The following is a 22677-nucleotide window of genomic DNA, read 5'->3' as shown; positions in this document are numbered from 1 at the left end:
TATATGTTAGAGTTCGAAATGGATATGGATCAATTAGCACAAATAAAAGTAATTGGCGTTGGCGGCGGTGGGAGCAATGCCGTCAACCGGATGATTGAGAACGGTTTGCAGGGTGTGGAATTTATTGCGGTGAACACGGATGCCCAGGCCCTTCATCTATCAAAGGCTGAAGCAAAGCTGCAGCTTGGGGGGAAGCTCACAAGAGGTCTCGGGGCCGGTGCGAACCCTGAAATCGGCAAAAAAGCCGCTGAGGAAAGCCGCGAGCAGCTTGAGGAAGTATTGCAAGGTGCCGATATGGTATTTATTACAGCCGGAATGGGCGGTGGCACAGGTACGGGTGCTGCTCCTGTTATTGCTGAGGTTGCCAAAGATCTTGGCGCGCTGACCGTAGGGGTTGTGACACGTCCCTTTACCTTTGAAGGGAGAAAGCGTTCGACCCAGGCTGCTGCCGGAATCGCAGCCTTAAAGGAAAAGGTTGATACGCTGATTGTGATCCCGAATGACCGTCTATTGGAGATTGTCGATAAAAACACGCCGATGCTGGAAGCGTTCAGAGAAGCGGATAATGTATTGCGTCAAGGGGTTCAGGGGATCTCCGACTTGATTGCGACACCTGGGCTGATTAACCTTGATTTTGCCGATGTGAAGACGATTATGAGCGACAAAGGCTCGGCCTTAATGGGAATCGGGATCGCTACAGGTGAAAACCGCGCCAGTGAAGCGGCGAAAAAAGCCATCTCCAGTCCATTGCTGGAGAAGTCGGTTGATGGAGCACAGGGTGTTCTGATGAACATTACCGGCGGTTCCAATCTGTCTTTATATGAAGTGCATGAAGCAGCTGAAATTGTATCAGCCGCCTCCGATGCTGAAGTCAATATGATTTTTGGTTCGGTTATTAATGAGAACTTAAAGGACGAAATTGTCGTCACGGTTATTGCGACGGGCTTTGAAGAAGTAGAAAGCAAGCCGCATCAGCGCCCTTCTGCGCCGAAGCCGGTAAAAGGCTCACCAGCCTCCTCCCATGATGAAGGAGCGAAAGAAAACCGCTTCAGTCAGCCGAGTAGTCAGCCGGCGCCTGAGCCGACGGACACGCTGGATATTCCGACTTTCTTACGCAACCGCCGCAACCGGAACCGTTAGGAAAAGGGCTGTCGATAAAGGACGCCATCCTTTTCCACTTAAATAAGCGATCATTGTCAGAGCTTAAGACAAAGGTAAGCCAACCTTTTGTCTTAAGCTTTTTTCTTTTCCCTCTCTTATTCCTTCCTCTCATTCCGGCATTATTCCCCAGCTGTCAGGCAAAAGAAGCTTTCTAGAAAAATGCTGACAAATTTATTAAAAATCTCTGAAAATAACAACCGTCAGCTTGTCATGAAATGACAGACTTTTTAATAGGATGTAGATATACTCGCTTAAAGAGAATGTTTTAGATGAGAGGGTGGCCATGACCTTATATCTTGATGCCATTTGGTTTCTGAACCTCTGTATCGATTATTTGCTGCTGATGTTAACCGCGCTGCTTTTAAAGAGGCCGTATAGGCAAAAACGGCTTATTTTCGCAGCAGTATTTGCCTCGCTCGTTGTGTTTCTTCTGTTTACACCATGGGCCGCTCTGTTTTACCAGCCGTGGATGAAGGCTCTTTATTCCGCGCTGATCGTTCTTATCGCATTTGGCTATAAACGGTGGCGGACGTTTTTGCAATCGCTGCTTATGTTTTATTTCGTCACATTCATGGCCGGCGGCGGGTTGTTTGCCCTTCATTTTTTTTGGCAGACGGAAATCGACCTGCTGTCTTCGGTTGCCGCTTCAAAAGGCTATGCCGGCAGCGGAATCAGCTGGTTTTTTGTCATCATTGGTTTTCCGTTGGTTTGGTGGTTTTCAAAGAAGCAGTTTGAGGAGGCGGAATGGCAGCAAATCCGTTATGATCAGCTGGCGGAGGTTGAAATGACAGTAGCGGGTCATTCGTTTACGGCGACAGGCCTCGTTGACAGCGGCAACCAGCTTTCCGATCCGCTGACGAAAAAGCCGGTGATGATCGTCGAGGCAAAGCTTTTGCGTCCTTTTTTTTCAGAGGAAGCGTTAACCCATCTGCTTCATTTTCATGAACAGTCTTCCGATGAAGGCGCCGATACCCGGTTATTGGAGCGGGCTTGCTTAATTCCTTATCGCGTCGTTGGACAGTCCTCGCCTTTTTTAACCGGCATCAGGCCAGATCGGGTCGTCGTTGTTCAGGGAGGGAAGCGTTATGAAACGGCCAATGTTCTGTTAGGAATACAGGAAAAGGAGCTGTCTGCTGAAGGGGCTTTTCAATGTATTGTTCATCCGAGGTTAGTTGTCGGAGGCGACAGGGAGAAACTAGCATAATATAAATAGAGGAGGCTCGTCATGTTAAAGCTGAAAGCAACATTACTCTGGTACAAAATCATGTATAAGCTTGGAATGAAGGCGGATGAAATTTATTACATAGGGGGGAGTGAAGCTCTTCCGCCGCCCTTATCAAAGGAGGAGGAAGCCGTCCTCTTAAAAAAGCTTCCTTCAGGTGACAAAGCGGTGCGGTCGATGCTGATTGAACGGAATTTGCGGCTTGTTGTCTATATCGCGCGTAAGTTTGAAAATACCGGGATTAATATCGAGGATTTGATCAGCATCGGCACGATCGGACTGATCAAAGCGGTGAACACGTTTAACCCGGAAAAGAAAATCAAGCTGGCTACATACGCCTCCCGCTGCATTGAAAATGAGATTCTGATGTACTTGCGCAGGAATAATAAAACGCGCTCGGAGGTCTCATTTGATGAACCGCTGAATATCGATTGGGACGGAAATGAATTGCTGCTTTCCGATGTGCTGGGAACAGAAGACGATATTATTACGAAAGGGATTGAGGAAAAAGTCGACCGCAAGCTGCTCGTAAAAGCGCTGCATACGCTTAATGACCGGGAAAAACAGATTATGGAGATGCGCTTTGGACTAGCTGGCGAAGAGGAAAAGACACAAAAGGACGTCGCTGATTTATTAGGGATTTCCCAATCGTATATTTCCCGGCTGGAGAAACGGATTATTAAACGTCTCCAGAAAGAATTTAATAAAATGGTGTAAAACCTGGTCGTGAAATTTTTTCCTTCGTGTTTTTTCTTGTCACGACGTGCACGGTCTTTGATGAGCGTCTCTTCTCATCGAATGACCGTGCATATTTTTTTTTCCAGCGGAGATACTTTATTTGACATCATCTCCCACGACTAGGAGGGAAAGAATTGACACGAAACAAAGTAGAAATTTGCGGTGTAGACACGTCAAAATTGCCTGTTTTAAAGAACACGGAAATGCGTGAGCTCTTTCAACGATTACAGAGTGGAGAAACAAGTGCCCGGGAAACATTGGTAAACGGCAATCTTCGCCTTGTGCTTAGTGTAATTCAGCGTTTTAACAATCGGGGAGAGTATGTTGATGATTTGTTTCAAGTCGGCTGCATCGGATTAATGAAGTCGATTGATAATTTTGATTTAAGTCAAAACGTAAAGTTCTCTACATATGCTGTTCCGATGATTATCGGAGAAATTAGACGTTATTTGCGGGATAATAACCCGATTCGCGTCTCGCGCTCCCTCCGAGATATCGCCTATAAGGCACTGCAGGTGCGCGACCAGCTGATGGCGGAAAAAAAGCGGGAAAAAGAGCCGACTGTTCAGGAGATCGCCAAAGTGTTGGACGTGCCAAAAGAAGATGTTGTCTTTGCGCTTGATGCGATTCAGGACCCGGTCTCCTTATTTGAACCGATTTACAATGATGGTGGCGATCCGATCTTTGTGATGGACCAAATCAGTGACGAGCGCAATAAGGATGTCAACTGGGTCGAGGAAATCGCGTTGCGAGAAGCGATGGTCCGCTTGAATGACCGTGAAAAAATGATCTTGAATATGAGATTTTTCCAAGGGAAGACCCAGATGGAGGTTGCGGAGGAAATCGGCATTTCCCAGGCTCAGGTTTCCCGGTTGGAAAAAGGGGCGATTCAGCAAATGAATAAGTACGCGCAAATTTAATGAATAAAATGTAAGGCAGCTTCAGTCCGGCTTTAACGGAATGAGGCTGTTTTTTTTTGAGATGAGAGAAAGGATGGACAAAAAGCCGGGGGGCGTGTTGAAAAAGGATGCAGTCGCTCATAAATCGCTGATGACAATGCATATAGTAAGGTATGGACAATGAAGGAGAGTGAGGGCGATGATGAAAATTTCAGAGTTGCAAGTAAAGGATATTGTCAATATGGAGAACGGAAAAAGGTTGGGACAGCTGACTGATCTGGAGATCAATTTGCACAGCGGGCAAATTGAGGCGCTGATTATTAATGGGACCGGGAAAATGATGGGGCTGTTTGGCAAGGAATCAGCGGAGGTGACGATCCCGTGGAAAAATATCATCCGCATTGGCTCAGATGTGATTCTTGTCGAGGTACCGAGCGGATTTGGGAAAAAAAGCTATCCATTTGAACAGTCTTCGACAGTCCGCAAGCTCTGATTGGGAAGAAAGTCGTTTCTTGTAAGCTTCAACCTGTGATAAGATAAGAGGTATAAGACGATGACATCAACAGCAGGGAGGGATGGACATCGAACCGTTTGTTCAACAATCCGCGATGCATTTCATTATTGAACCTTGGCAGCAAACAGTCCCTTCCCTGATTGCAGGATTTTCCACAAGGGAGGGCGGGGTCAGTACGGGCCCCTACAGCAGCCTGAATCTTGGTTTTCATGTTGGAGACGATCAAGAATCAGTCCGGCAAAACCGCGAAAGACTGGCGGAACAATTGACGTTTCCCCTTTCACGCTGGGTCGGCACAGAGCAGGTGCATGAAGCAAGCGTGAAAAAGGTAAGCCTTGCCGACGCCGGCAAGGGAGCGGCGACATTGGAGACAGCGATTGCCGGAACGGATGCGCTCTATACAGCCGAGGAAAATTTGTTACTGACAAGCTTGTACGCCGATTGCGTACCGTTGTTTTTTCTGGCGCCCGATCAGCGGCTAATCGGGCTCGCTCATGCGGGCTGGCGCGGTACTGTTAAAGGGATTGCCCGGGCGATGGTCAGTCGCTGGCAGGCTGATGAAGGAGTTGATCCGGCCGATGTTCGCGTTGTGATCGGACCATGTATCAGTCAAAGTGCCTATGAGGTTGACGAGCGCGTGATTGATGCGGTCAGGCAGTCGCTGACGCTCGCGGCAGAGCAAACGTATACAGCCTGCGGAAATGATAAATATATGCTCGACCTCAGGCTCGTTAACAAGCAGCTTCTGCTTGAAGCCGGAGTGCGTGCCGATCATATTTTGCTCAGTTCGATTTGTACGGCGGGCGATGAGAGGATGTTCTCGCATCGGGCTGATGGCGGGAAAACGGGTAGAATGATGAGTTTTATCGGATTACGGGGCGATGAGGAGTGACAGAAGCAGTGTCGGTAAAGCAAAATGGTGAAACGATCAAAGCAGAAATAGAACAGATCTGTGCCCGCTGTGGCCGAGATCCAGACGAAATCAATATCGTCGCCGTGACGAAATATGTAAGTGTGCAAACCGCCCAGGAGGCGTTGTCAGCCGGCTTTGTTCATATTGGGGAAAACCGGGCGGAAGGGCTGGCTGAAAAGCGGAATTCTTTGCAAGGTGAGGCCGTTTGGCATTTTATCGGCTCCCTTCAGTCGAAGAAGGTAAAGAAAGTGATCGACAAAATCGATTATCTTCACTCCCTTGATCGAATCTCGCTTGCCAAGGAACTGGACAAGCGTCTGGCGTTCGGCAACCAGCTGAAGTGCTTCGTGCAGGTCAATGTGTCGGGAGAAGAATCAAAGGCCGGACTTGCCCCGGTAGAGGTTATCCCTTTCATTAGGGAGCTTGAGGCGTATCAGGGTGTTAAAGTGGTCGGCTTGATGACGATGGCGCCGTTTGTCGATGAACCGGAGGAAACGCGCGCCGTTTTTCGCAAGCTGCGACTGCTTCGGGATGAAGTGCAGGCTTTGCAATTGGCGCATGCCCCATGTCAGGAGCTTTCGATGGGAATGTCAAACGATTATCAAGTTGCGATTGAAGAAGGCGCGACCTTTATTCGGATAGGCTCTGCCTTGGTCGGGAGAGAATCAGATAGATAAGGGAGGAGAATGAAAATGGGAATGAAGTCGAAGTTCAAGCGTTTTTTCGAATTAGAAGACGAGGTTCAGGAAGTTGAAGAATTTGTTGACGATTCCTACGGCGAAGCTGAAGAGGAATCGAGAACACGAAGCCGCAGCAAAGGGCAGTCGTCACAAAATGTTGTCAGCCTGCAAAGCGTTCAAAAATCGTCAAAGGTCATTTTGCTGGAGCCGCGAACATATGATGAAGCGCAGGATATCGCTGATCATTTGAAAGCGCGCAAGGCCGTTATCATTAATTTACAGCGGATTTCCCACGAACAGGCCAAACGGGTAGTCGATTTTTTGAGTGGAACCGTGTATGCTATTGGAGGAGATATTCAAAAGCTCGGACCGAATATTTTTCTTTGCACGCCTGATAATATCGACGTGTCAGGCTCGATCACTGAAATGATGCAGGAGCATTTTCAGTCGTAATGGTTAAGAGAAGGTGGTGAATTCATGCAAACACTTGGTGCTCTGTTACTTCAATTGATGTATTTATATTCATTTTTGATTATTGGCTATATTCTGCTCTCATGGTTTCCAAATGCCCGGGAATCATCAATCGGACAATTTCTTGGAAGAGTGGTTGAGCCGTATTTAGAGCCGTTTCGGCGCTTTGTTCCGCCACTTGGGATGATAGACTTTTCACCGATTGTCGCGATCATCGTTCTCAATTTAGCAAGAACTGGAGTGGCGGCGCTCTTCGGTCTGATGTAGAGTAGAAAGGTAGATGTGCAATGTCGGTGTATCAGCATTATCGTCCGGAAGAAAGGCCGTTTATCGACCAGGTGCTCCAATGGCAGGAGGATGTGGAGGTACGTCATCAAATAAGGCTGACAGACTTTCTTGATCCGCGACAGCAAAAGATCATCGAATCGGTGATTGGAGCCAATGATGACGTGTCGTTGTCTTTTTCAGGTGGTCATCCGCTGGCGGAACGGCGCCGTGGTCTGTTGACGCCGCCTTATATCACACCGGCCGAAGATGATTTTCAATTAACGCTTTTTTCCATCGAGTATCCGGCTAAATTTGTCACGCTTGAGCATCGCGACGTGCTCGGTGCGCTAATGAACATCGGGTTAAAGCGGGAGAAATTTGGCGATATTTATTTGAATGAAGCGGCGATTCAACTGGTTGTGACGTCAGAAGTCGCCAACTATGTACAAGCCAATCTCGCCACGATTGGAAAAGCGAATGTGAAGCTGAAAGAAATTCCTGTCGCTGAGCATACTAAGCCTGTCGAAGCGTGGGAGGAAGCGGCGGCAACGGTTTCCTCACTGCGGCTCGATGTCGTACTGGCCCAGTTTTACCGGCTTTCGAGAACAAAGGTCCTTCCCTATATTGATAAAGGCCTGGTGAAGGTTAATTGGAAAGTTGTCGATCAGCCTGCTTTCCCCGTTGAGGAAGGGGACTACATATCTGTCCGCGGTTTTGGAAGGGTCCAGCTCAAAGCCATTGAAGGACGGACGAAAAAGGATAAAATTAGAATACGCTACGAGAGATTACTGTAACCCTCCTGTTGAAGCAGGGTTTTGATATGGGTTTGTCGAAACAAAAAGAAAGATGCTTTGCATTTCATGATTAGCCGGAGGTGACGAATGTGCCTTTAACTCCTTTAGATATTCACAATAAAGAATTTACCAGGGGATTTCGAGGGTATGATGAAGATGAGGTCAATGAGTTTTTAGACCAAATCATTAAAGATTATGAAGCTGTCCTACGCGAGAAAAAAGAATTATTTGAGCAGGTTACCGAATTAGATGAGAAGCTTGAGCATTTTAAAAACATTGAAGAAACGCTGAATAAATCCATTTTAGTGGCGCAGGAGTCCGCTGAGGAAGTCCGTCGCAATGCGCAGAAGGAAGCGCAGTTAATTGTGAAGGAAGCGGAAAAAAATGCCGATCGCATCATTAATGATGCACTGGCAAAGTCACGAAAAATTATGATGGAGATGGAGGAGCTGAAAAAACAGGCCTCTGTTTACAAGATGCGGTTTAAAATGCTCATCGAGGCGCAGATGGAAATGCTGAAGGCTGATGAGTGGGATGAAGTAGCTGAAGAAGAATCGGTTGAATGATTTTCTTGCACTTCTGAAATGGCTGACATATAATAATATCCATTACGAATAGGAAACAAACAGCGAGAGGGACGAGTACAGGGCGAAGGTGTGCATAGCGAACCGGGGATGGTGGAAGCCCGGTCATAACGCGCTTTGGAAAATCACCCTTTAGTTTTGCACTGAAACGTACAGTAGGCTGCAACGCGTCATTCACGTTACGAATACTTGAGTGGGAGCCATTCTCCCATGAGGGTGGTACCGCGGGTTAACTTCTCGTCCCTTACTTAGGGGCGGGAAGTTTTTTAGTTTTTTTAGTTGCTACATCTTTTAAAAAGCCTGGAGAGTAGCGAACGAAGCCATTGCCAGCTTGAAAAGAACCGCTGCAATCATTGATGCGCTAATAGAGCTGAATAAAGTTAATAACCATATAGGAGGAAAGAGAATGGATTATAAAGAAACGCTGTTAATGCCGCAAACTGATTTTCCGATGAGGGGAAATCTTCCGAACCGGGAACCGGAACGACAAGCAAAATGGAGTGAAAGTGATATTTATCAAAAGGTGCAGCAACGTACCGAAGGACGTCCGTTATTTGTTTTGCATGATGGACCTCCATACGCAAATGGCGATATTCATATGGGACATGCGCTAAATAAAATTTTAAAGGATTTTATCGTCCGCTATAAATCAATGAGCGGCTACCACGCGCCGTATGTGCCGGGCTGGGATACGCACGGACTACCGATTGAAACGGCATTGACGAAGAGCGGAAAGGTGAACCGCAAGGCGATGAGCGTCGCTGAATTCCGCAAGCTGTGCGAAGAATACGCGAAAAAGCAAATTGAGCGCCAACGCGAGCAGTTTATGCGTTTAGGAGTGCGCGGTGACTGGTGGAATCCGTACGTGACGCTTGAGAAGGAATACGAAGCCCAGCAGATCAAGGTGTTTGGTGAAATGGCGAAAAAAGGCTATATTTACAAAGGCAAAAAGCCGGTTTATTGGTCTCCTTCGTCGGAATCTGCTCTTGCTGAAGCTGAAATTGAATACCACGACAAACGTTCTCCTTCGATTTATGTGGCGTTTCAGGTGAAGGAAGGAAATGATGTCCTTGAAGGTGATGAAGCAATCGTCATCTGGACGACGACGCCTTGGACGATTCCGGCAAACTTGGGGATTTCCGTCCATCCAGATCTTGATTACAACGTTGTGAAGGTTGCTGACAAGAAATATGTTGTCGCTGCCGGACTGCTTGAGTCGCTTGAAAAAGAATTGGAATGGGAACAGGTCGACGTGCTGAAGACGTTTAAAGGAAAGGAGCTTGAATACGTCAAAGCCGAGCATCCGCTTTACGGACGCGATTCGCTTGTCATGTGCGGCGACCATGTCACGCTTGATGCCGGTACGGGCTGTGTTCATACCGCTCCCGGACACGGGGAGGAGGACTATCTTGTCGGTCAGAAATATGGTCTTGATGTACTCTGCCCTGTCGATGACAAAGGGAATATGACGGACGAAGCGCCGGGCTTTGAAGGTCTGTTCTACGATCAAGCGAACAAGCCGATTACCGAAAAGCTGGATGAGATCGGCGCTTTGCTGAAGCTGACGTTCATCACGCACTCGTACGCTCATGACTGGCGGACGAAAAAGCCGGTTATTTACCGGGCGACGGCGCAATGGTTTGCTTCGATCGAGCAATTTCGTCCCGAGCTGCTTAAAGCGATCGAGGAAGTCGAATGGCTGCCGAAATGGGGAGAAACCCGTCTGTACAATATGGTGCGCGACCGCGGGGACTGGTGTATTTCAAGACAGAGGGCGTGGGGTGTGCCGATTCCGGTCTTTTACGGAGAAGATGGCGAGCCGATCATTACAGACGAGACGATTGACCATGTTTCCGCCTTGTTCCGCGAGCATGGATCAAATATTTGGTTCGAATGGGAAACGGAGCAGCTTCTTCCGGAAGGCTTTACGTCACCACATAGCCCGAATGGCAGCTTTACGAGAGAAATGGACATTATGGACGTCTGGTTTGACTCCGGCTCTTCGCATCAGGCGGTGTTAGAGGAACGGGCCGACCTCGTCCGTCCGGCTGACCTCTATTTGGAAGGCTCGGATCAGTATCGCGGCTGGTTCAACTCTTCGTTGTCGACAAGCGTTGCCGTTACAGGGAAAGCGCCGTATAAAGGGGTGTTGAGTCACGGCTTCGCGCTTGACGGTGAAGGGCGGAAGATGAGTAAATCAATCGGAAATGTCGTCGTGCCGAACGATGTGATGAAGCAGCTTGGAGCCGATATTTTGCGCCTCTGGGTTGCGTCAGTTGATTATCAGGCCGATGTTCGTGTTTCGGATAAGATTTTAAAGCAGGTCTCCGAAACCTACCGGAAAATCCGCAATACGTTCCGCTTCTTGCTTGGAAATCTGCATGATTTTGATCCGGCGGTGAACCGCGTGGCGACGGAGGAACTCGGTGAGGCTGATTTGTTTATGCTCGTCAAGCTTAACGAAGTCGTTGAAAAAGCGAAGCAGGGCTATGAGCATTATCAGTTTTCGACTGTGTACCATACGATCCACAATTTCTGTACGATTGAATTAAGCTCCTTCTACATGGATATGGCGAAGGATACGCTCTATATTGAGCATGCCAATCATCCCGCCCGCCGAGCAATTCAAACGGTGATGTATGACGTGCTTGTCGCGTTAACGAAATTAGTATCGCCGATTTTGTCTCACACAGCCGATGAGGTGTGGGAGCATATTCCGGGTGTGAGCGAGGAAAGTGTGCAGCTAACGGATATGCCTGAGGCAAAAACGTTTACTGATGTGGAAGCGTTGCTGGCAAAATGGAACCATTTCATGTCTGTCCGCGACGATGTGTTAAAAGCATTGGAGCAGGCCAGAAACGAGAAGAAAATCGGGAAATCGCTGACAGCGGCGATTACGATTTATGCAAGCGGCGCCGTCCGTCAGCTGCTCAGCTCAATCCCGTCGTTGGAAAAGCTGTTTATCGTCTCTGCGGTTAAGCTGGCGGGTGAAGCGAGCGAAGCGCCGGGTGAAGCAGCGGTGTTTGAAGATTTGGCGATTGTCGTTCAGCAGGCGGAAGGGGAAACATGCGAGCGCTGCTGGGTCGTATCAACGACCGTCGGCTCCAACAGCGAGCATCCTACTTTATGTTCGTCATGTGCCGAAACGGTGTCAACGTATTATCAAAACGTCTAATAAGAAAGGCGATGATCGCCTGGATGGAGCTGGAGTAGAAGGTAAAAAACAACCTTTTGCCCCGGCTCTTTTCTTAACGACTATTTGCTTGATTGTTGGTCACACTAAAAAAGAACATTCGCTCGTTGGATGTTCATGCCGATCTAAAGGGAGAGAGACAGCAGTGACAGATTACCGACAAATGAAACAGCAGCTAGTCGCGCGTAAAGCGGAACTTGAAAAAATCATTAAGCAGGAGTTTGGTGATGAAACACACCAGGCGTTATCCGATCTGACAGGCGAGCTTTCGCAATATGATAACCATCCAGCTGATGCGGCAACGGACTTATATGAGCGGGAAAAGGATTATGCTTTGCTTGAGCATGCCGAGCGCGAGCATGAAGAAGTGGAGCATGCTTTGCGGAAGTTTACCGATGGCACATACGGCATTTGTGAAGCGACCGGTCAGACGATTCCGCTCGAGCGCCTCAAGGCAAATCCGACTGCGCGGACCATTGTCGCCGCCGCCTCACAGGAAAATCGCGGACGTCCAGCCGAAGAGGATGTGCTAAAAGGGTTTTCTGCTTATCAATTTGACGGGCGCGACGACGAGACCGAATTTGATGCGGAAGATGCCTACCAAGCGGTTGCGCGCTTTAATGACAACTCGATGACCTATGAGGATGCCTCGCTTGATGAGGAGGATGAATCAATCGGTTATGTCGAAGAAATCGAAGGATTTTTATCGACTGGAATTGAGGGTTATACCGGAAGTGATAAGGTTGATGTCCAGCACAATGTTCATTTAAATCATTACGTCAATGGCGACAAATGAAGGGAGAGCGGGGCTGGGACGCTGAGTGTGTCAGCCCCTGCTCTCCGTTTTTTAAGGATGAGGGCGAAGCGTCGGCTTCTTAAGCGTTTTGGTTCCAACCTTTTTGTGCTATAATGCTATAGTGTGGAAAGATAGGGACAGGAGGACCAGCTTTGAAATATTACCTTTTAGCAGTCGCGATTATACTGATTGATCAACTGACAAAATGGGTAGTTGATACACAGATGGAAATTGGGGAACGGTTGACGATTATTGAAAATGTGCTTTATTTTACGTCGCACCGCAATACAGGTGCTGCTTTTGGAATTTTGCAGGGCCAGATGTGGTTTTTTTATATTATTACAACCGTAGTCATCATCGGAATTATTTATTACATGCAAAAGGAAGCGAAAAACAGCCGTTTGTTCGGGACAGCTTTAGGGCTTATTCTTGGCGGAGCGATTGGCAATTTTATTGACCGTCTCTTTCGCGGAGAAGTCGTTGACTTTGTCGATACATATATATTCGGTTATGATTTTGCGATATTTAATGTCGCCGATGCGTCGTTATGTATCGGTGTAGGGCTGTTGTTTATTAAGATGATCGGTGATGAGCGCCGCGAGAAGAAGGAGAAAAAGTAATGGAAGTTTACAATTGGACAGTGACGGCCGAACAGGAGGCAGAACGGATTGACAAGCTGCTGACGTCGTTTGAGGGGTGGTCACGTTCCCAAGTACAGCAATGGATTAAAGAGGGCGCCGTAACGATCAATGAGCAAGCTGTAAAAAGCAATTATAAAGTGGCGGAGGGTGATCAGATCACGTTAACCGTTCCTGAACCCGAGCCGTTGGAAATAAAGGCAGAAAACATTCCGCTCGATATTGTGTTTGAGGATGAAGATGTGATTGTGGTCAATAAGCCCCGCGGGATGGTCGTCCATCCGGCACCTGGGCATTATTCACACACGCTTGTGAATGCGCTGATGTATCATTGTAAGGATTTGTCGGGGATCAACGGGGTGATTCGCCCGGGGATCGTTCACCGGATTGACAAGGATACGTCAGGCTTGCTGATGGTCGCCAAAAACGACCGCGCTCATGAATCGTTAGTCTCGCAGTTGAAGGCGAAAACGACGAAACGTCTTTACAAAGCGATCGTCCACGGGGTGATTCCTCATCAGCACGGCACGATTGATGCGCCGATCGGACGCGATAAAAAAGACCGCCAAAGCATGGCGGTGACCGATGAAAACAGCCGTGAAGCCGTTACTCATTTTACCGTGTTGGAATGCTTCGCCAATCACACTTATGTGCAGTGTGAGCTGGAAACAGGGCGGACGCATCAAATTCGCGTTCATATGAAATATATCGGCTTTCCACTGGTCGGCGATCCGAAATACGGACCGAAGAAGAAAACGGTCGATATTGAAGGGCAAGCTCTTCACGCTGCCGTTCTTGGCTTCGTCCATCCCCGGACAGGAGAGGAGCTGGAGTTTGAAGCGCCTATTCCAGCGGAAATGGAAGAAGTACTCCGCTATTTACGCTCGATGTAAGCAGAAAAAATGATTGACATCACGAAAGAGATCGTGCATACTGAACAAGAACTAAATGTCCTTTAACTACAGTCCCGTGAGGCTGAGAAGGAAACGAACGTACAGGTAGTATATGTAACGTACATTCACCTCTCATGTCTTTTGGACATGAGAGGTTTTTTCGTTTCTGATACAGGTAGGCTGGAGGTGTGAACATGACAAGGGTCATTTTAGATGAACAGGCGATCCGCCGCGGGATCACCCGCGTTGCACATGAAATTATCGAACGCAACAAAGGAATTGAGAATTGCGTCCTCGTTGGCATCAAAACGAGAGGAATTTATTTGGCGAAGCGTCTGGCCGAGCGAATTGAACAAATTGAAGGGGCGTCGATCCCTGTAGGGGAAATCGACATCACGCTTTATCGCGATGATTTAACGGTAAAGTCGAAAAGCGAGGAACCGATTATCCAGGGGACGGATATTCCGATCACTATTAGTGGAATGAAAGTGATCCTGGTCGATGATGTCCTTTATACCGGTCGTACCGTGCGCGCCGCCCTTGACGCGCTGATTGATTTAGGAAGGCCTGAACAAATTCAATTGGCTGTCCTGATTGACCGCGGTCATCGTGAATTGCCAATTCGACCCGATTATGTCGGAAAAAACGTCCCGACTTCAAAGAGTGAAGTGATTGTCGCCAAGCTGAGCGAAGTCGATGATAGTGATCAAGTGACAATTGAAGAAAAAGAATAACTACTACTCATTATAATGTTCTCTTTAACTCAGTCCTGTGAGGCTGACAAGAGTGCTTTCCCTGGTCTTACTGTGCCTTAATGAAGACCGCGAAACCCTCTCTGTCAGCCGCAGAGAGGGTTTTTTTGAGAAGAAGAGAGAAAAAGCAGGGGGAAGGAACATGAAAAATCCAGAAAAAATAGGAATCCGTGATATACCGAGATTGGATAAATGGTTTATTTTAAGCTTTCAGCACTTATGCGCGATGTTTGGCGCGACGATTCTTGTGCCGTTTCTCGTTGACTTGAGTCCGTCGGTTGCCTTGCTTTCAAGCGGACTCGGCACACTTGCTTATCTGTTCATTACGAAAGGACAAATTCCGGCTTATCTCGGATCATCCTTTGCTTTTATTGCTCCGATCCTCTCGGCAACAGCGCTCGGAGGTCCTGAAGGAGCGATGATCGGAAGCTTCTTTGCCGGTTTGGTCTACGGGATCGTCGCGCTTTTGATTAAGCAAAGCGGCGTCAAATGGATCCTGCAAATTTTACCGCCGATCGTCGTCGGACCGGTTATTATTGTGATCGGGCTCGGCCTTGCGCCGACGGCGATTGATATGGCGATGAACGTCGACGGAGCCTACAGCTCACTCCATTTCACAGTCGCCTTGATCACGCTGGCGATTACCGTGATCGCTTCGATGTTTTTTAAAGGCTTCTTCGGACTAGTGCCGATTATGTTTGGAATTATCGGCGGTTATGTGACAGCCTACTTCGTCGGGATTGTCGACCTGACGCCGATTGGCGAGGCAAGCTGGCTGGCGGCTCCAGCCGTTATCATCCCGTTTGTGACGTATGCTCCTGAATTCAACTGGCAAATCGTGGCGATTATCGCGCCGATTGCCGTTGTAACAATCGCCGAGCATATTGGCGACCAAATGGTTCTGAGCAAGGTCGTCGGGAAAAACTTTATCGAAAAGCCGGGTCTGCACCGTTCGATTTTGGGCGATGGCGTGGCGACGATGATCGCGTCCCTAATCGGCGGTCCGCCAAATACGACTTATGGTGAAAATATCGGCGTGCTGGCGATTACCCGGGTGTTTAGTGTGTTCGTTATCGCCGGCGCCGCGGTAATGGCGATCTGCTTTGCCTTTATCGGGAAAATATCGGCGATTATTTCTACGATTCCGGGGGCGGTAATGGGCGGTGTTTCGATCCTGCTTTTCGGAGTGATCGCTTCTTCCGGCTTGCGGATGCTGATTGATAATCAGATTGATCTTGGAGCGAAGCGGAATTTGATTATTTCTTCCGTGATCCTCGTCCTTGGAGTTGGCGGAGCGTTTATCCAGGTTTCTGAGGATATGCAAATTCCGGGCATGGCGCTGGCGACACTTGTCGGGATCGTCCTGCATCTAGTGCTGCCGGATAAAGCGGCAAGCTACAGCAAAAAGCCGATGTTCCAGGAAGAAGAGGAAAATGAGGAAGTCGCCTAAAGCATATATGGAAGCCCCTTTAATGTGGTTCAGAGAGACCTCAAAGGGTGCTTGAAGCGGAAGCGGCCACGGCTGCTCGCTTCGGGCTACCCTGAGAGATCGCTCTCAGGGTTTTTAACATTATGGCAAAAGGTTGTCTTCCCTCTTGCCACTGCACTCCCTTGCAAAACAATAAAAAATCAAGGAGGCTGATGTCGATGATCACCGTGAAAATGAATGAGCCGCAGCTGCGTCAGGAATTGCTGTCACTTGATCTTCTCCCGGTTAGCGAAATTACAACATTGCTGGAGGAAGCCGAGACCTTTTCCTATGGAAAGTCATGGCGCGGAGCAACGGAGCAGTTTGTCGCAAACTTGTTTTTTGAACCGAGTACGCGGACCCGTTACAGCTTTGAGGTCGCTGAGAAGAAGCTCGGTCTGGAGGTGCTTTCCTTCGACGCCAAGCATTCAAGCGTGCAAAAAGGCGAGACATTGCTCGACACTGTCAAAACATTTGAAGCGATCGGTGTTGAGGCCGTGGTGATACGCCATCCGGAAAATGAATATTACCATGACTTGCGCGAGCACGTATCGATTCCGATCATTAATGCCGGCGACGGCAGCGGGCATCATCCAACGCAGTCATTGCTTGATTTACTGACGATTCAGCAGGAGTTTGGCCAGTTTGCCGGCCTGACAGTCGTCATTGCCGGGGATTTGCGCCATAGCCGCGTCGCGCGTTCAAATGCGCGGGCATTAAAGCGGCTTGGCGCCGACGTCCGCATCGCCGGACCTGCGGAATGGATGGCAGGCTTTACGGAAGAGTATGACCATCTTCCGTTTGATGAAGCGCTCGGGCAGGCCGATGTGATGATGCTCTTGCGGATTCAGCATGAACGCCATGGCGGCGGGATGCGCTGGTCGAAGGAGGAGTATCACAGACAGTACGGGTTGACGCTTGAGCGGGAGACAAGGATGAAAAAGGAAGCGATCATTCTGCATCCCGGTCCGGTCAACCGCGATGTTGAACTGGCGAGTGAGCTTGTCGAAGCAAAGCGTTCGCGGATTTTTAAACAGATGAAAAATGGAGTCGCTGTTCGCCAGGCTGTATTGAAGCGGGCGCTGACACGTTAACCTAATTTAAGAGGAGGAAATGAAATGACAATTCAATTAAAAGGCGGTTTCGTATTACAGCAGGACGGTTCATTAAAGCAGCAGGATGTTTTTATTTCAGAAGGACGGACGTATTTTCAAAAGCCGGGTGAGCCGCAGGAAGTGATTGATGTCGAAGGTCAGCTTGTCGCACCGGGTCTGGTCGATGTGCATGTTCATTTGCGCGAGCCGGGTGGAGAGGCGAAGGAAACGATTGCCACCGGTTCAAAGGCGGCAGCGGCGGGCGGCTTTACGACGATTTGTGCGATGCCAAATACACGCCCTGTCCCGGATAATGCGGAAACGCTTAGTCACATCCGCAAGAAGATGGAAGAAACGGGCTATGTCCGCGTCCTTCCGTATGCGTCGATCACGATCAGACAGCTTGGTCAGGAGCTGACTGATTTTGCCGCTTTGAAGGAAGCCGGGGCGTTCGCCTTCACCGATGACGGTGTAGGCATTCAATCGGCCGATCAAATGCTGCAGGCGATGACACGCGCGGCCGAGCTTGACATGGCAATCGTCGCCCATTGTGAAGAGGATACGCTGATCCACGGCGGTTATGTTCATGATGGCAACTATGCCGCCAAGCATAACTTGAAAGGAATCCCGTCGATTTGTGAATCTGTACATATTGCCCGTGATGTCCTGCTCGCTGAAGCGACGGGCGCCCATTATCACGTCTGCCATATTAGCACGAAGGAAAGCGTCCGCGTTGTGCGCGATGCGAAGCGCGCCGGCATTCGCGTCACGGCGGAAGTATCACCGCATCACCTCCTGCTGTGCGAGGATGATATTCCAGGCCTGGATCCGAATTTTAAAATGAATCCGCCACTCCGTTCGAAAGAGGACCAGGAAGCGCTGTGGGAAGGGTTGTTTGACGGAACGATTGATTTCATCGCGACTGACCATGCGCCTCATCGCGAGGAAGAAAAAGCAGCCGGAATGGAACGGGCACCGCTTGGCATTGTCGGCTCGGAAACCGCCTTTCCGCTCTTGTATACCCACATGGTGAAAAGCGGAAAAGCGACGCTGAAGCAGCTGGTTGACTGGCTGACGGTGAAACCGGCCGAAGCATTTTCCTTGCCTGCCGCGGTGCTGACAGAGGGCGGCGTTGCCGACGTAACGGTGATTGATCTAACGACTGAAAAAGCGATTGATAAGGAAGCCTTTTTCTCCAAAGGAAAAAACACGCCGTTTGATGGCTGGGTGTGCCAAGGCTGGCCGCTTTATACATTTGTTGACGGGAAGCTTGTCTTTCATAAGGAAGAGGTGAAAGCATGAAAAAGCAGCTGATTTTAGAGGATGGTCACGTGTTTGTCGGCGAAGGCTTTGGTGCTGACAAAGAGATGAGCGGTGAGGTTGTGTTTAATACCGGAATGACGGGCTATCAGGAAATTTTGTCCGATCTCTCCTATTGCGGCCAAATTGTGACGATGACCTACCCGCTCATTGGAAACTACGGCATAAATCGCGATGACTTTGAATCGATCACCCCGGCGATTCATGGCTTGATCGTAAAGGAATATGAAGCGGAGCCTTCCCATTGGAAGGAGGAGGAATCGCTTGGCACGCTTCTTGAAGCAAAGGGCATTCCAGGTCTTGCCGGGATCGATACGAGAAAGCTGACTAGGCTGATCCGCGAGCATGGAACGATGAAAGGACGGATTTGTTCATTGGAGGTCGATCCGCAGGTGGTTGCCGCCGAGCTGAGACAGACGGTGATGCCGACGAATCAGGTCGAGCTCGTCTCGACAAAGGATGCCTATCACGCGCCCGGGCGCGGAAATCGCGTCGTGCTCGTTGATTTCGGAATGAAGCACGGTATTTTACAGGAGCTGATCGCCAGACAGTGCGATGTCGTCGTTGTCCCATACAATACGAGCGCAGAGGAAATCATCCGCCTCGGTGCAGACGGTGTGATGCTAAGCAATGGGCCGGGGAACCCGGTTCATGTTCCTGGCGCGATTGCGATGATACAGGGGTTACTTGGCCGCGTGCCGATTTTCGGAATCTGTCTCGGTCATCAGCTGCTCGCTTTGGCGTGCGGCGCGACAACGAGCAAGCTGCGCTTCGGCCATCGCGGCTCGAATCATCCGGTGCGTGAGCTGGCGACAGGGAAAATTGACATTACAGCGCAAAACCACGGCTATACCGTAGATCCGGATTCCTTAGTCGATACACGTCTGGAGCTGACGCATGTCGCTGTCAATGACGGAACGGTAGAAGGAGTCAAGCATCTTGACGCACCGGCGTTCAGCGTCCAATATCATCCGGAGGCCTCACCGGGTCCGCAGGATGCAAACCCGTTGTTTGATCAGTTTGTGACAATGATGGAAGCGGAAAAGAAAGCACGAGTACTTGCGTAATAGAGAAGGGAGAGGGAGCAATGGGGAAGCGTGAAGATATTCAGAAAATATTAGTGATCGGTTCGGGGCCGATTGTCATCGGGCAGGCGGCGGAATTTGATTATGCCGGGACACAGGCTTGTCAGGCACTTAAAGAAGAGGGCTATGAGGTTATTTTGATCAATTCAAATCCGGCGACAATCATGACGGATACAACGATGGCCGACCGTGTTTATATTGAGCCGATAACGCTTGAATTCGTCAGCCGGATCATCCGCAAAGAACGTCCCGATGGGATTGTCGCGACGCTTGGCGGACAGACAGGCCTGAATATGGCGATGGAGCTGGAACAAGCGGGAATTCTCGCCGATTACGGAATTGAACTGCTCGGAACGAATCTTGAGGCGATCCAAAAGGCCGAGGACCGCGACCTCTTCCGCACCTTGATGAATGAGCTGGAGCAGCCGGTGCCGGAAAGCGAAATCGTCCACACTCTTACGGAAGCGGAAGCATTTGTCGCGCAGATCGGTTTCCCTGTCATTATCCGGCCGGCTTATACGCTCGGCGGCACGGGCGGCGGGATCGCTCATACGGAAGAAGAGCTGAAAGAAATCGTCACAAGCGGATTGAAGTACAGCCCTGTCACGCAATGTCTGATTGAAAAAAGCATCGCCGGCTTCAAGGAAGTGGAATATGAAGTGATGCGTGACGCGAAGGACCAGGCGATCGTCGTCTGTAATATGGAAAATATCGATCCTGTCGGCGTCCATACAGGTGACTCGATCGTCGTTGCTCCGAGTCAGACGTTAACCGACCGCGATTATCAGCGGCTCCGCAACGCGTCATTGACGATTATTCGCGCGCTCGGTATCGAAGGCGGCTGTAATGTACAATTTGCCCATGATCCGTTCAGCGATCAGTACTATATTATCGAGGTTAATCCGCGCGTCAGCCGTTCCTCGGCGCTCGCTTCAAAGGCGACCGGTTACCCGATTGCCAAGATGGCGGCGAAAATTGCCGTCGGCTACAGTCTCGATGAACTGCTGAACCCGATTACCGGGAAAACCTATGCCAGCTTTGAGCCGGCGCTCGACTATGTGGTGACGAAAATTCCACGCTGGCCGTTTGATAAATTTGATGCTGCCAACCGTTCGCTCGGCACCCAAATGAAAGCAACCGGTGAAGTGATGGCGATCGGCCGTAATTTGGAAGAGTCGTTGTTAAAAGCTGTTCGCTCTCTGGAGGCCGGCTATGACCATCTCTATGATAAAAAGCTTGCCGAAGCTCCGACGGAGACGCTTTTGCAGCGGATTGAGAAAGCCGATGATGAACGGCTGTTTACGCTTGCTGAGCTGCTGCGCCGCGGAGAAACCGTACAAGAGCTGATCGAACGGACGAAAATTGACCGCTTTTTCATTCAGAAGCTGGCGCGGATGATGAAGCTTGAGCAGGAATTGGCCGGAAAAAAAGGTGATCTCGACGTATTGCAGAGAGCGAAGGAACGTGGCTTCTCCGATTTGGCAATTGCCCGTCTCTGGCAGATGGAGGAGCGCGCGGTTTACGAGCTTCGCGCGGCGAACGGCCTTCGTCCTGTTTATAAAATGGTGGACACATGCGCGGCGGAATTTGAATCGGAAACCCCTTATTTTTACGGAACGTACGAAGAAGAAAATGAATCGGTGCGGACGGACAAGAAAAGCATCCTCGTCCTCGGCTCCGGCCCGATCCGGATCGGACAGGGCATTGAATTCGATTATGCGACCGTCCATACAGTTTGGGCGATCAAGGAAGCCGGCTATGAAGCGATTATTATGAACAACAATCCGGAAACCGTCTCAACGGACTTCAGCACGTCAGATAAGCTGTATTTTGAGCCGTTAACGGTTGAAGATGTGATGCATGTGTTTGAGCTCGAACAGCCGGAAGGGGTGATCGTCCAGTTTGGCGGGCAGACGGCGATTAATCTCGCCGCCGATCTTGAGGCGCGCGCCGTGCCGATTATCGGGACGTCGCTGGAAAGCATGGACCGCGCCGAGGATCGTGACAAGTTTGAGCAGACGCTGCTGGCGCTCGATATTCCGCAGCCGCTAGGTAAAACAGCGACGTCGGTCGAAGGAGCGGTGGCGATTGCGACGGAAATCGGCTATCCGGTGCTCGTGCGGCCATCCTATGTGCTTGGCGGCCGGGCGATGGAAATTGTCTATAAGGAAGAAGAGCTGCTCAACTATATGACAAATGCCGTCAATGTCAATCCGAAGCATCCTGTATTGATTGACCGCTACTTGACCGGGAAAGAGCTCGAGGTCGACGCGATTTCTGATGGCGAGAACGTCTTTATTCCGGGAATGATGGAGCATATTGAACGTGCCGGGGTGCATTCAGGCGACTCGATCGCCGTCTATCCACCGCAAACCGTTCCTGATGAGTTAAAGCAGAAGGTGATCGAGCGGACGATTGCGATTGCGAGAGGCTTGCGTATCGTCGGCCTGTTGAACATTCAGTTTGTCTGGCACCGCGACGAAGTGTATGTGCTCGAAGTCAATCCGCGTTCAAGCCGGACCGTGCCGTTTTTAAGCAAAATTACCGGCGTGCCGATGGCGAACCTCGCAACGAAGGTGATGCTCGGCAAAACCTTGCCGGAGCTTGGCTACGAAACAGGCTATCAGGAAGAAGCGAGTGAGGTGTCGGTGAAGGTGCCGGTGTTCTCCTTTGCTAAACTCCGTCGCGTTGATATTACGCTCGGACCGGAAATGAAATCGACCGGTGAAGTCATGGGTCGTGACCAGACGCTTGAAAAGGCGCTCTACAAAGGCCTGATCGCTTCGGGAATGACGATTCCGACCCACGGTTCAGTCTTGTTTACGATTGCCGACAAAGACAAAGAAGAGGCGCTCAGCCTCGTGGAGCGCTTCCATCAGATCGGCTTTGATATTCTGGCTACGGCCGGAACGGCAGGCTATATTAAAGCGAAAAACATTCCGGTGACGGTCGTCAACAAAATTGGTGAAGCGAAGCCGCATTTGCTCGACGTGATTCAGCAGGGGGAAGCGCAGTTTGTCATCAATACGCTGACGCGCGGAAAACAGCCGGCGCGGGATGGCTTCCGCATCCGCCGGGAAGCGGTAGAAAACGGCATCGTCTGCTTAACGTCAATCGATACGGCAGAGGCACTGCTCCGTGTGCTTGAGTCGATTACGTTTTCGTCAGAATGCATGCCGCAAATGCAGATGTGAG

Annotated in this window: 21 protein-coding genes and 1 other annotated feature; all 21 genes read left to right on the top strand. The window is 49.8% G+C overall.

Annotation, left to right across the window (positions count from 1 at the left end):
- Nucleotides 1-3: 3 nt before the first annotated feature.
- The 21 genes from ftsZ (at nucleotide 4) to carB (ending at nucleotide 22676) form a co-directional block, all read left to right on the top strand.
- Nucleotides 4-1140, top strand: a complete 1137-nt coding sequence (gene ftsZ / locus ABMB67_RS05970) for a cell division protein FtsZ (RefSeq protein WP_251221941.1) — start codon at nucleotides 4-6, stop codon at nucleotides 1138-1140.
- A 304-nt stretch (nucleotides 1141-1444) separates the two neighbouring features.
- Complete coding sequence (gene spoIIGA / locus ABMB67_RS05965; protein WP_354571388.1) at nucleotides 1445-2365, top strand: sigma-E processing peptidase SpoIIGA; 921 nt, start codon at nucleotides 1445-1447, stop codon at nucleotides 2363-2365.
- A 21-nt stretch (nucleotides 2366-2386) separates the two neighbouring features.
- Complete coding sequence (gene sigE, locus ABMB67_RS05960; protein WP_251221943.1) at nucleotides 2387-3100, top strand: RNA polymerase sporulation sigma factor SigE; 714 nt, start codon at nucleotides 2387-2389, stop codon at nucleotides 3098-3100.
- A gap of 155 nt (nucleotides 3101-3255) precedes the next feature.
- Nucleotides 3256-4041 carry an RNA polymerase sporulation sigma factor SigG gene (gene sigG / locus ABMB67_RS05955; RefSeq protein ID WP_251221944.1) on the top strand — a complete coding sequence of 262 codons (786 nt, stop codon included), beginning with the start codon at nucleotides 3256-3258 and terminating at the stop codon, nucleotides 4039-4041.
- Between the two features lie 178 nt (nucleotides 4042-4219).
- Entirely contained in the window at nucleotides 4220-4513 is a 294-nt protein-coding gene (locus tag ABMB67_RS05950; RefSeq protein WP_251221945.1) for a YlmC/YmxH family sporulation protein, read from the top strand.
- A gap of 82 nt (nucleotides 4514-4595) precedes the next feature.
- Nucleotides 4596-5426: a peptidoglycan editing factor PgeF gene (gene pgeF / locus ABMB67_RS05945; protein WP_354571387.1), complete on the top strand. Its 831-nt coding sequence runs from the start codon at nucleotides 4596-4598 to the stop codon at nucleotides 5424-5426.
- An 8-nt stretch (nucleotides 5427-5434) separates the two neighbouring features.
- Nucleotides 5435-6124 (top strand): YggS family pyridoxal phosphate-dependent enzyme, encoded by a 690-nt coding sequence (locus ABMB67_RS05940; protein ID WP_354571386.1) that lies wholly within the window; start codon nucleotides 5435-5437, stop codon nucleotides 6122-6124.
- 15 nt (nucleotides 6125-6139) lie between these two features.
- Nucleotides 6140-6580 (top strand): cell division protein SepF, encoded by a 441-nt coding sequence (locus ABMB67_RS05935; protein WP_251221948.1) that lies wholly within the window; start codon nucleotides 6140-6142, stop codon nucleotides 6578-6580.
- 24 nt (nucleotides 6581-6604) lie between these two features.
- Nucleotides 6605-6865, top strand: a complete 261-nt coding sequence (locus tag ABMB67_RS05930; RefSeq protein ID WP_251221949.1) for a YggT family protein — start codon at nucleotides 6605-6607, stop codon at nucleotides 6863-6865.
- Nucleotides 6866-6885: 20 nt separating this feature from the next.
- Nucleotides 6886-7659, top strand: coding sequence for a YlmH family RNA-binding protein (locus tag ABMB67_RS05925; protein WP_251221950.1), 774 nt, complete (start codon nucleotides 6886-6888; stop codon nucleotides 7657-7659).
- A gap of 89 nt (nucleotides 7660-7748) precedes the next feature.
- Complete coding sequence (locus ABMB67_RS05920) at nucleotides 7749-8225, top strand: DivIVA domain-containing protein (protein WP_251221951.1); 477 nt, start codon at nucleotides 7749-7751, stop codon at nucleotides 8223-8225.
- Between the two features lie 53 nt (nucleotides 8226-8278).
- Nucleotides 8279-8491 (top strand) — a binding site (T-box leader).
- Between the two features lie 158 nt (nucleotides 8492-8649).
- Entirely contained in the window at nucleotides 8650-11418 is a 2769-nt protein-coding gene (gene ileS, locus ABMB67_RS05915; protein WP_251221952.1) for an isoleucine--tRNA ligase, read from the top strand.
- 163 nt (nucleotides 11419-11581) lie between these two features.
- On the top strand, nucleotides 11582-12232 hold the full coding sequence (locus ABMB67_RS05910) for a TraR/DksA C4-type zinc finger protein (RefSeq protein WP_251221953.1): 651 nt from the start codon (nucleotides 11582-11584) through the stop codon (nucleotides 12230-12232).
- Nucleotides 12233-12384: 152 nt separating this feature from the next.
- Nucleotides 12385-12852: a signal peptidase II gene (gene lspA / locus ABMB67_RS05905; protein ID WP_251221954.1), complete on the top strand. Its 468-nt coding sequence runs from the start codon at nucleotides 12385-12387 to the stop codon at nucleotides 12850-12852.
- Nucleotides 12852-13763 (top strand): RluA family pseudouridine synthase, encoded by a 912-nt coding sequence (locus tag ABMB67_RS05900; protein WP_251221955.1) that lies wholly within the window; start codon nucleotides 12852-12854, stop codon nucleotides 13761-13763. Before lspA ends, ABMB67_RS05900 begins: the two co-directional genes overlap by 1 nt.
- Before the next feature lie 194 nt (nucleotides 13764-13957).
- Nucleotides 13958-14497, top strand: a complete 540-nt coding sequence (gene pyrR / locus ABMB67_RS05895) for a bifunctional pyr operon transcriptional regulator/uracil phosphoribosyltransferase PyrR (protein ID WP_354571385.1) — start codon at nucleotides 13958-13960, stop codon at nucleotides 14495-14497.
- A gap of 160 nt (nucleotides 14498-14657) precedes the next feature.
- The gene (locus ABMB67_RS05890) at nucleotides 14658-15965 is read left to right on the top strand and encodes a solute carrier family 23 protein (RefSeq protein ID WP_354571384.1); all 1308 of its coding nucleotides are present in this window, start codon (nucleotides 14658-14660) and stop codon (nucleotides 15963-15965) included.
- 197 nt (nucleotides 15966-16162) lie between these two features.
- The gene (locus ABMB67_RS05885; RefSeq protein ID WP_354571383.1) at nucleotides 16163-17077 is read left to right on the top strand and encodes an aspartate carbamoyltransferase catalytic subunit; all 915 of its coding nucleotides are present in this window, start codon (nucleotides 16163-16165) and stop codon (nucleotides 17075-17077) included.
- 24 nt (nucleotides 17078-17101) lie between these two features.
- Entirely contained in the window at nucleotides 17102-18379 is a 1278-nt protein-coding gene (gene pyrC / locus ABMB67_RS05880; protein ID WP_251221958.1) for a dihydroorotase, read from the top strand.
- A complete protein-coding gene (locus ABMB67_RS05875; RefSeq protein ID WP_354571382.1) occupies nucleotides 18376-19464 on the top strand; it encodes a carbamoyl phosphate synthase small subunit in 1089 nt (362 codons plus the stop codon). The genes pyrC and ABMB67_RS05875 overlap by 4 nt, the downstream gene beginning before the upstream one ends.
- 20 nt (nucleotides 19465-19484) lie before the next feature.
- Nucleotides 19485-22676 (top strand): carbamoyl-phosphate synthase large subunit, encoded by a 3192-nt coding sequence (carB, locus tag ABMB67_RS05870; RefSeq protein WP_354571381.1) that lies wholly within the window; start codon nucleotides 19485-19487, stop codon nucleotides 22674-22676.
- Nucleotide 22677: the final 1 nt, after the last annotated feature.

The sequence above is a fragment of the Halalkalibacter oceani genome (assembly GCF_040544555.1).
In the GTDB taxonomy this organism is placed as follows: Bacteria; Bacillota; Bacilli; order Bacillales; family Bacillaceae_D; genus Halalkalibacter; species Halalkalibacter oceani.
The sequence above is the reverse complement of the archived record's forward strand: the minus strand, read 5'-3'. Positions and strand labels throughout refer to the sequence as shown.

Excerpts from the sequence above, each read along its gene's own strand:
- ABMB67_RS05925 (WP_251221950.1), top strand. The coding sequence starts at position 6,886 with ATGTCGGTGTATCAGCATTATCGTCCGGAAGAAAGGCCGTTTATCGAC.
- ABMB67_RS05875 (WP_354571382.1), top strand. The coding sequence starts at position 18,376 with ATGAAAAAGCAGCTGATTTTAGAGGATGGTCACGTGTTTGTCGGCGAA.
- sigE (WP_251221943.1), top strand. The coding sequence starts at position 2,387 with ATGTTAAAGCTGAAAGCAACATTACTCTGGTACAAAATCATGTATAAG.
- pyrC (WP_251221958.1), top strand. The coding sequence starts at position 17,102 with ATGACAATTCAATTAAAAGGCGGTTTCGTATTACAGCAGGACGGTTCA.
- pyrR (WP_354571385.1), top strand. The coding sequence starts at position 13,958 with ATGACAAGGGTCATTTTAGATGAACAGGCGATCCGCCGCGGGATCACC.
- pgeF (WP_354571387.1), top strand. The coding sequence starts at position 4,596 with ATGGACATCGAACCGTTTGTTCAACAATCCGCGATGCATTTCATTATT.
- ABMB67_RS05900 (WP_251221955.1), top strand. The coding sequence starts at position 12,852 with ATGGAAGTTTACAATTGGACAGTGACGGCCGAACAGGAGGCAGAACGG.
- carB (WP_354571381.1), top strand. The coding sequence starts at position 19,485 with ATGGGGAAGCGTGAAGATATTCAGAAAATATTAGTGATCGGTTCGGGG.
- ABMB67_RS05885 (WP_354571383.1), top strand. The coding sequence starts at position 16,163 with ATGATCACCGTGAAAATGAATGAGCCGCAGCTGCGTCAGGAATTGCTG.
- ileS (WP_251221952.1), top strand. The coding sequence starts at position 8,650 with ATGGATTATAAAGAAACGCTGTTAATGCCGCAAACTGATTTTCCGATG.
- ABMB67_RS05890 (WP_354571384.1), top strand. The coding sequence starts at position 14,658 with ATGAAAAATCCAGAAAAAATAGGAATCCGTGATATACCGAGATTGGAT.
- ftsZ (WP_251221941.1), top strand. The coding sequence starts at position 4 with ATGTTAGAGTTCGAAATGGATATGGATCAATTAGCACAAATAAAAGTA.
- spoIIGA (WP_354571388.1), top strand. The coding sequence starts at position 1,445 with ATGACCTTATATCTTGATGCCATTTGGTTTCTGAACCTCTGTATCGAT.
- ABMB67_RS05930 (WP_251221949.1), top strand. The coding sequence starts at position 6,605 with ATGCAAACACTTGGTGCTCTGTTACTTCAATTGATGTATTTATATTCA.
- ABMB67_RS05935 (WP_251221948.1), top strand. The coding sequence starts at position 6,140 with ATGGGAATGAAGTCGAAGTTCAAGCGTTTTTTCGAATTAGAAGACGAG.
- ABMB67_RS05950 (WP_251221945.1), top strand. The coding sequence starts at position 4,220 with ATGATGAAAATTTCAGAGTTGCAAGTAAAGGATATTGTCAATATGGAG.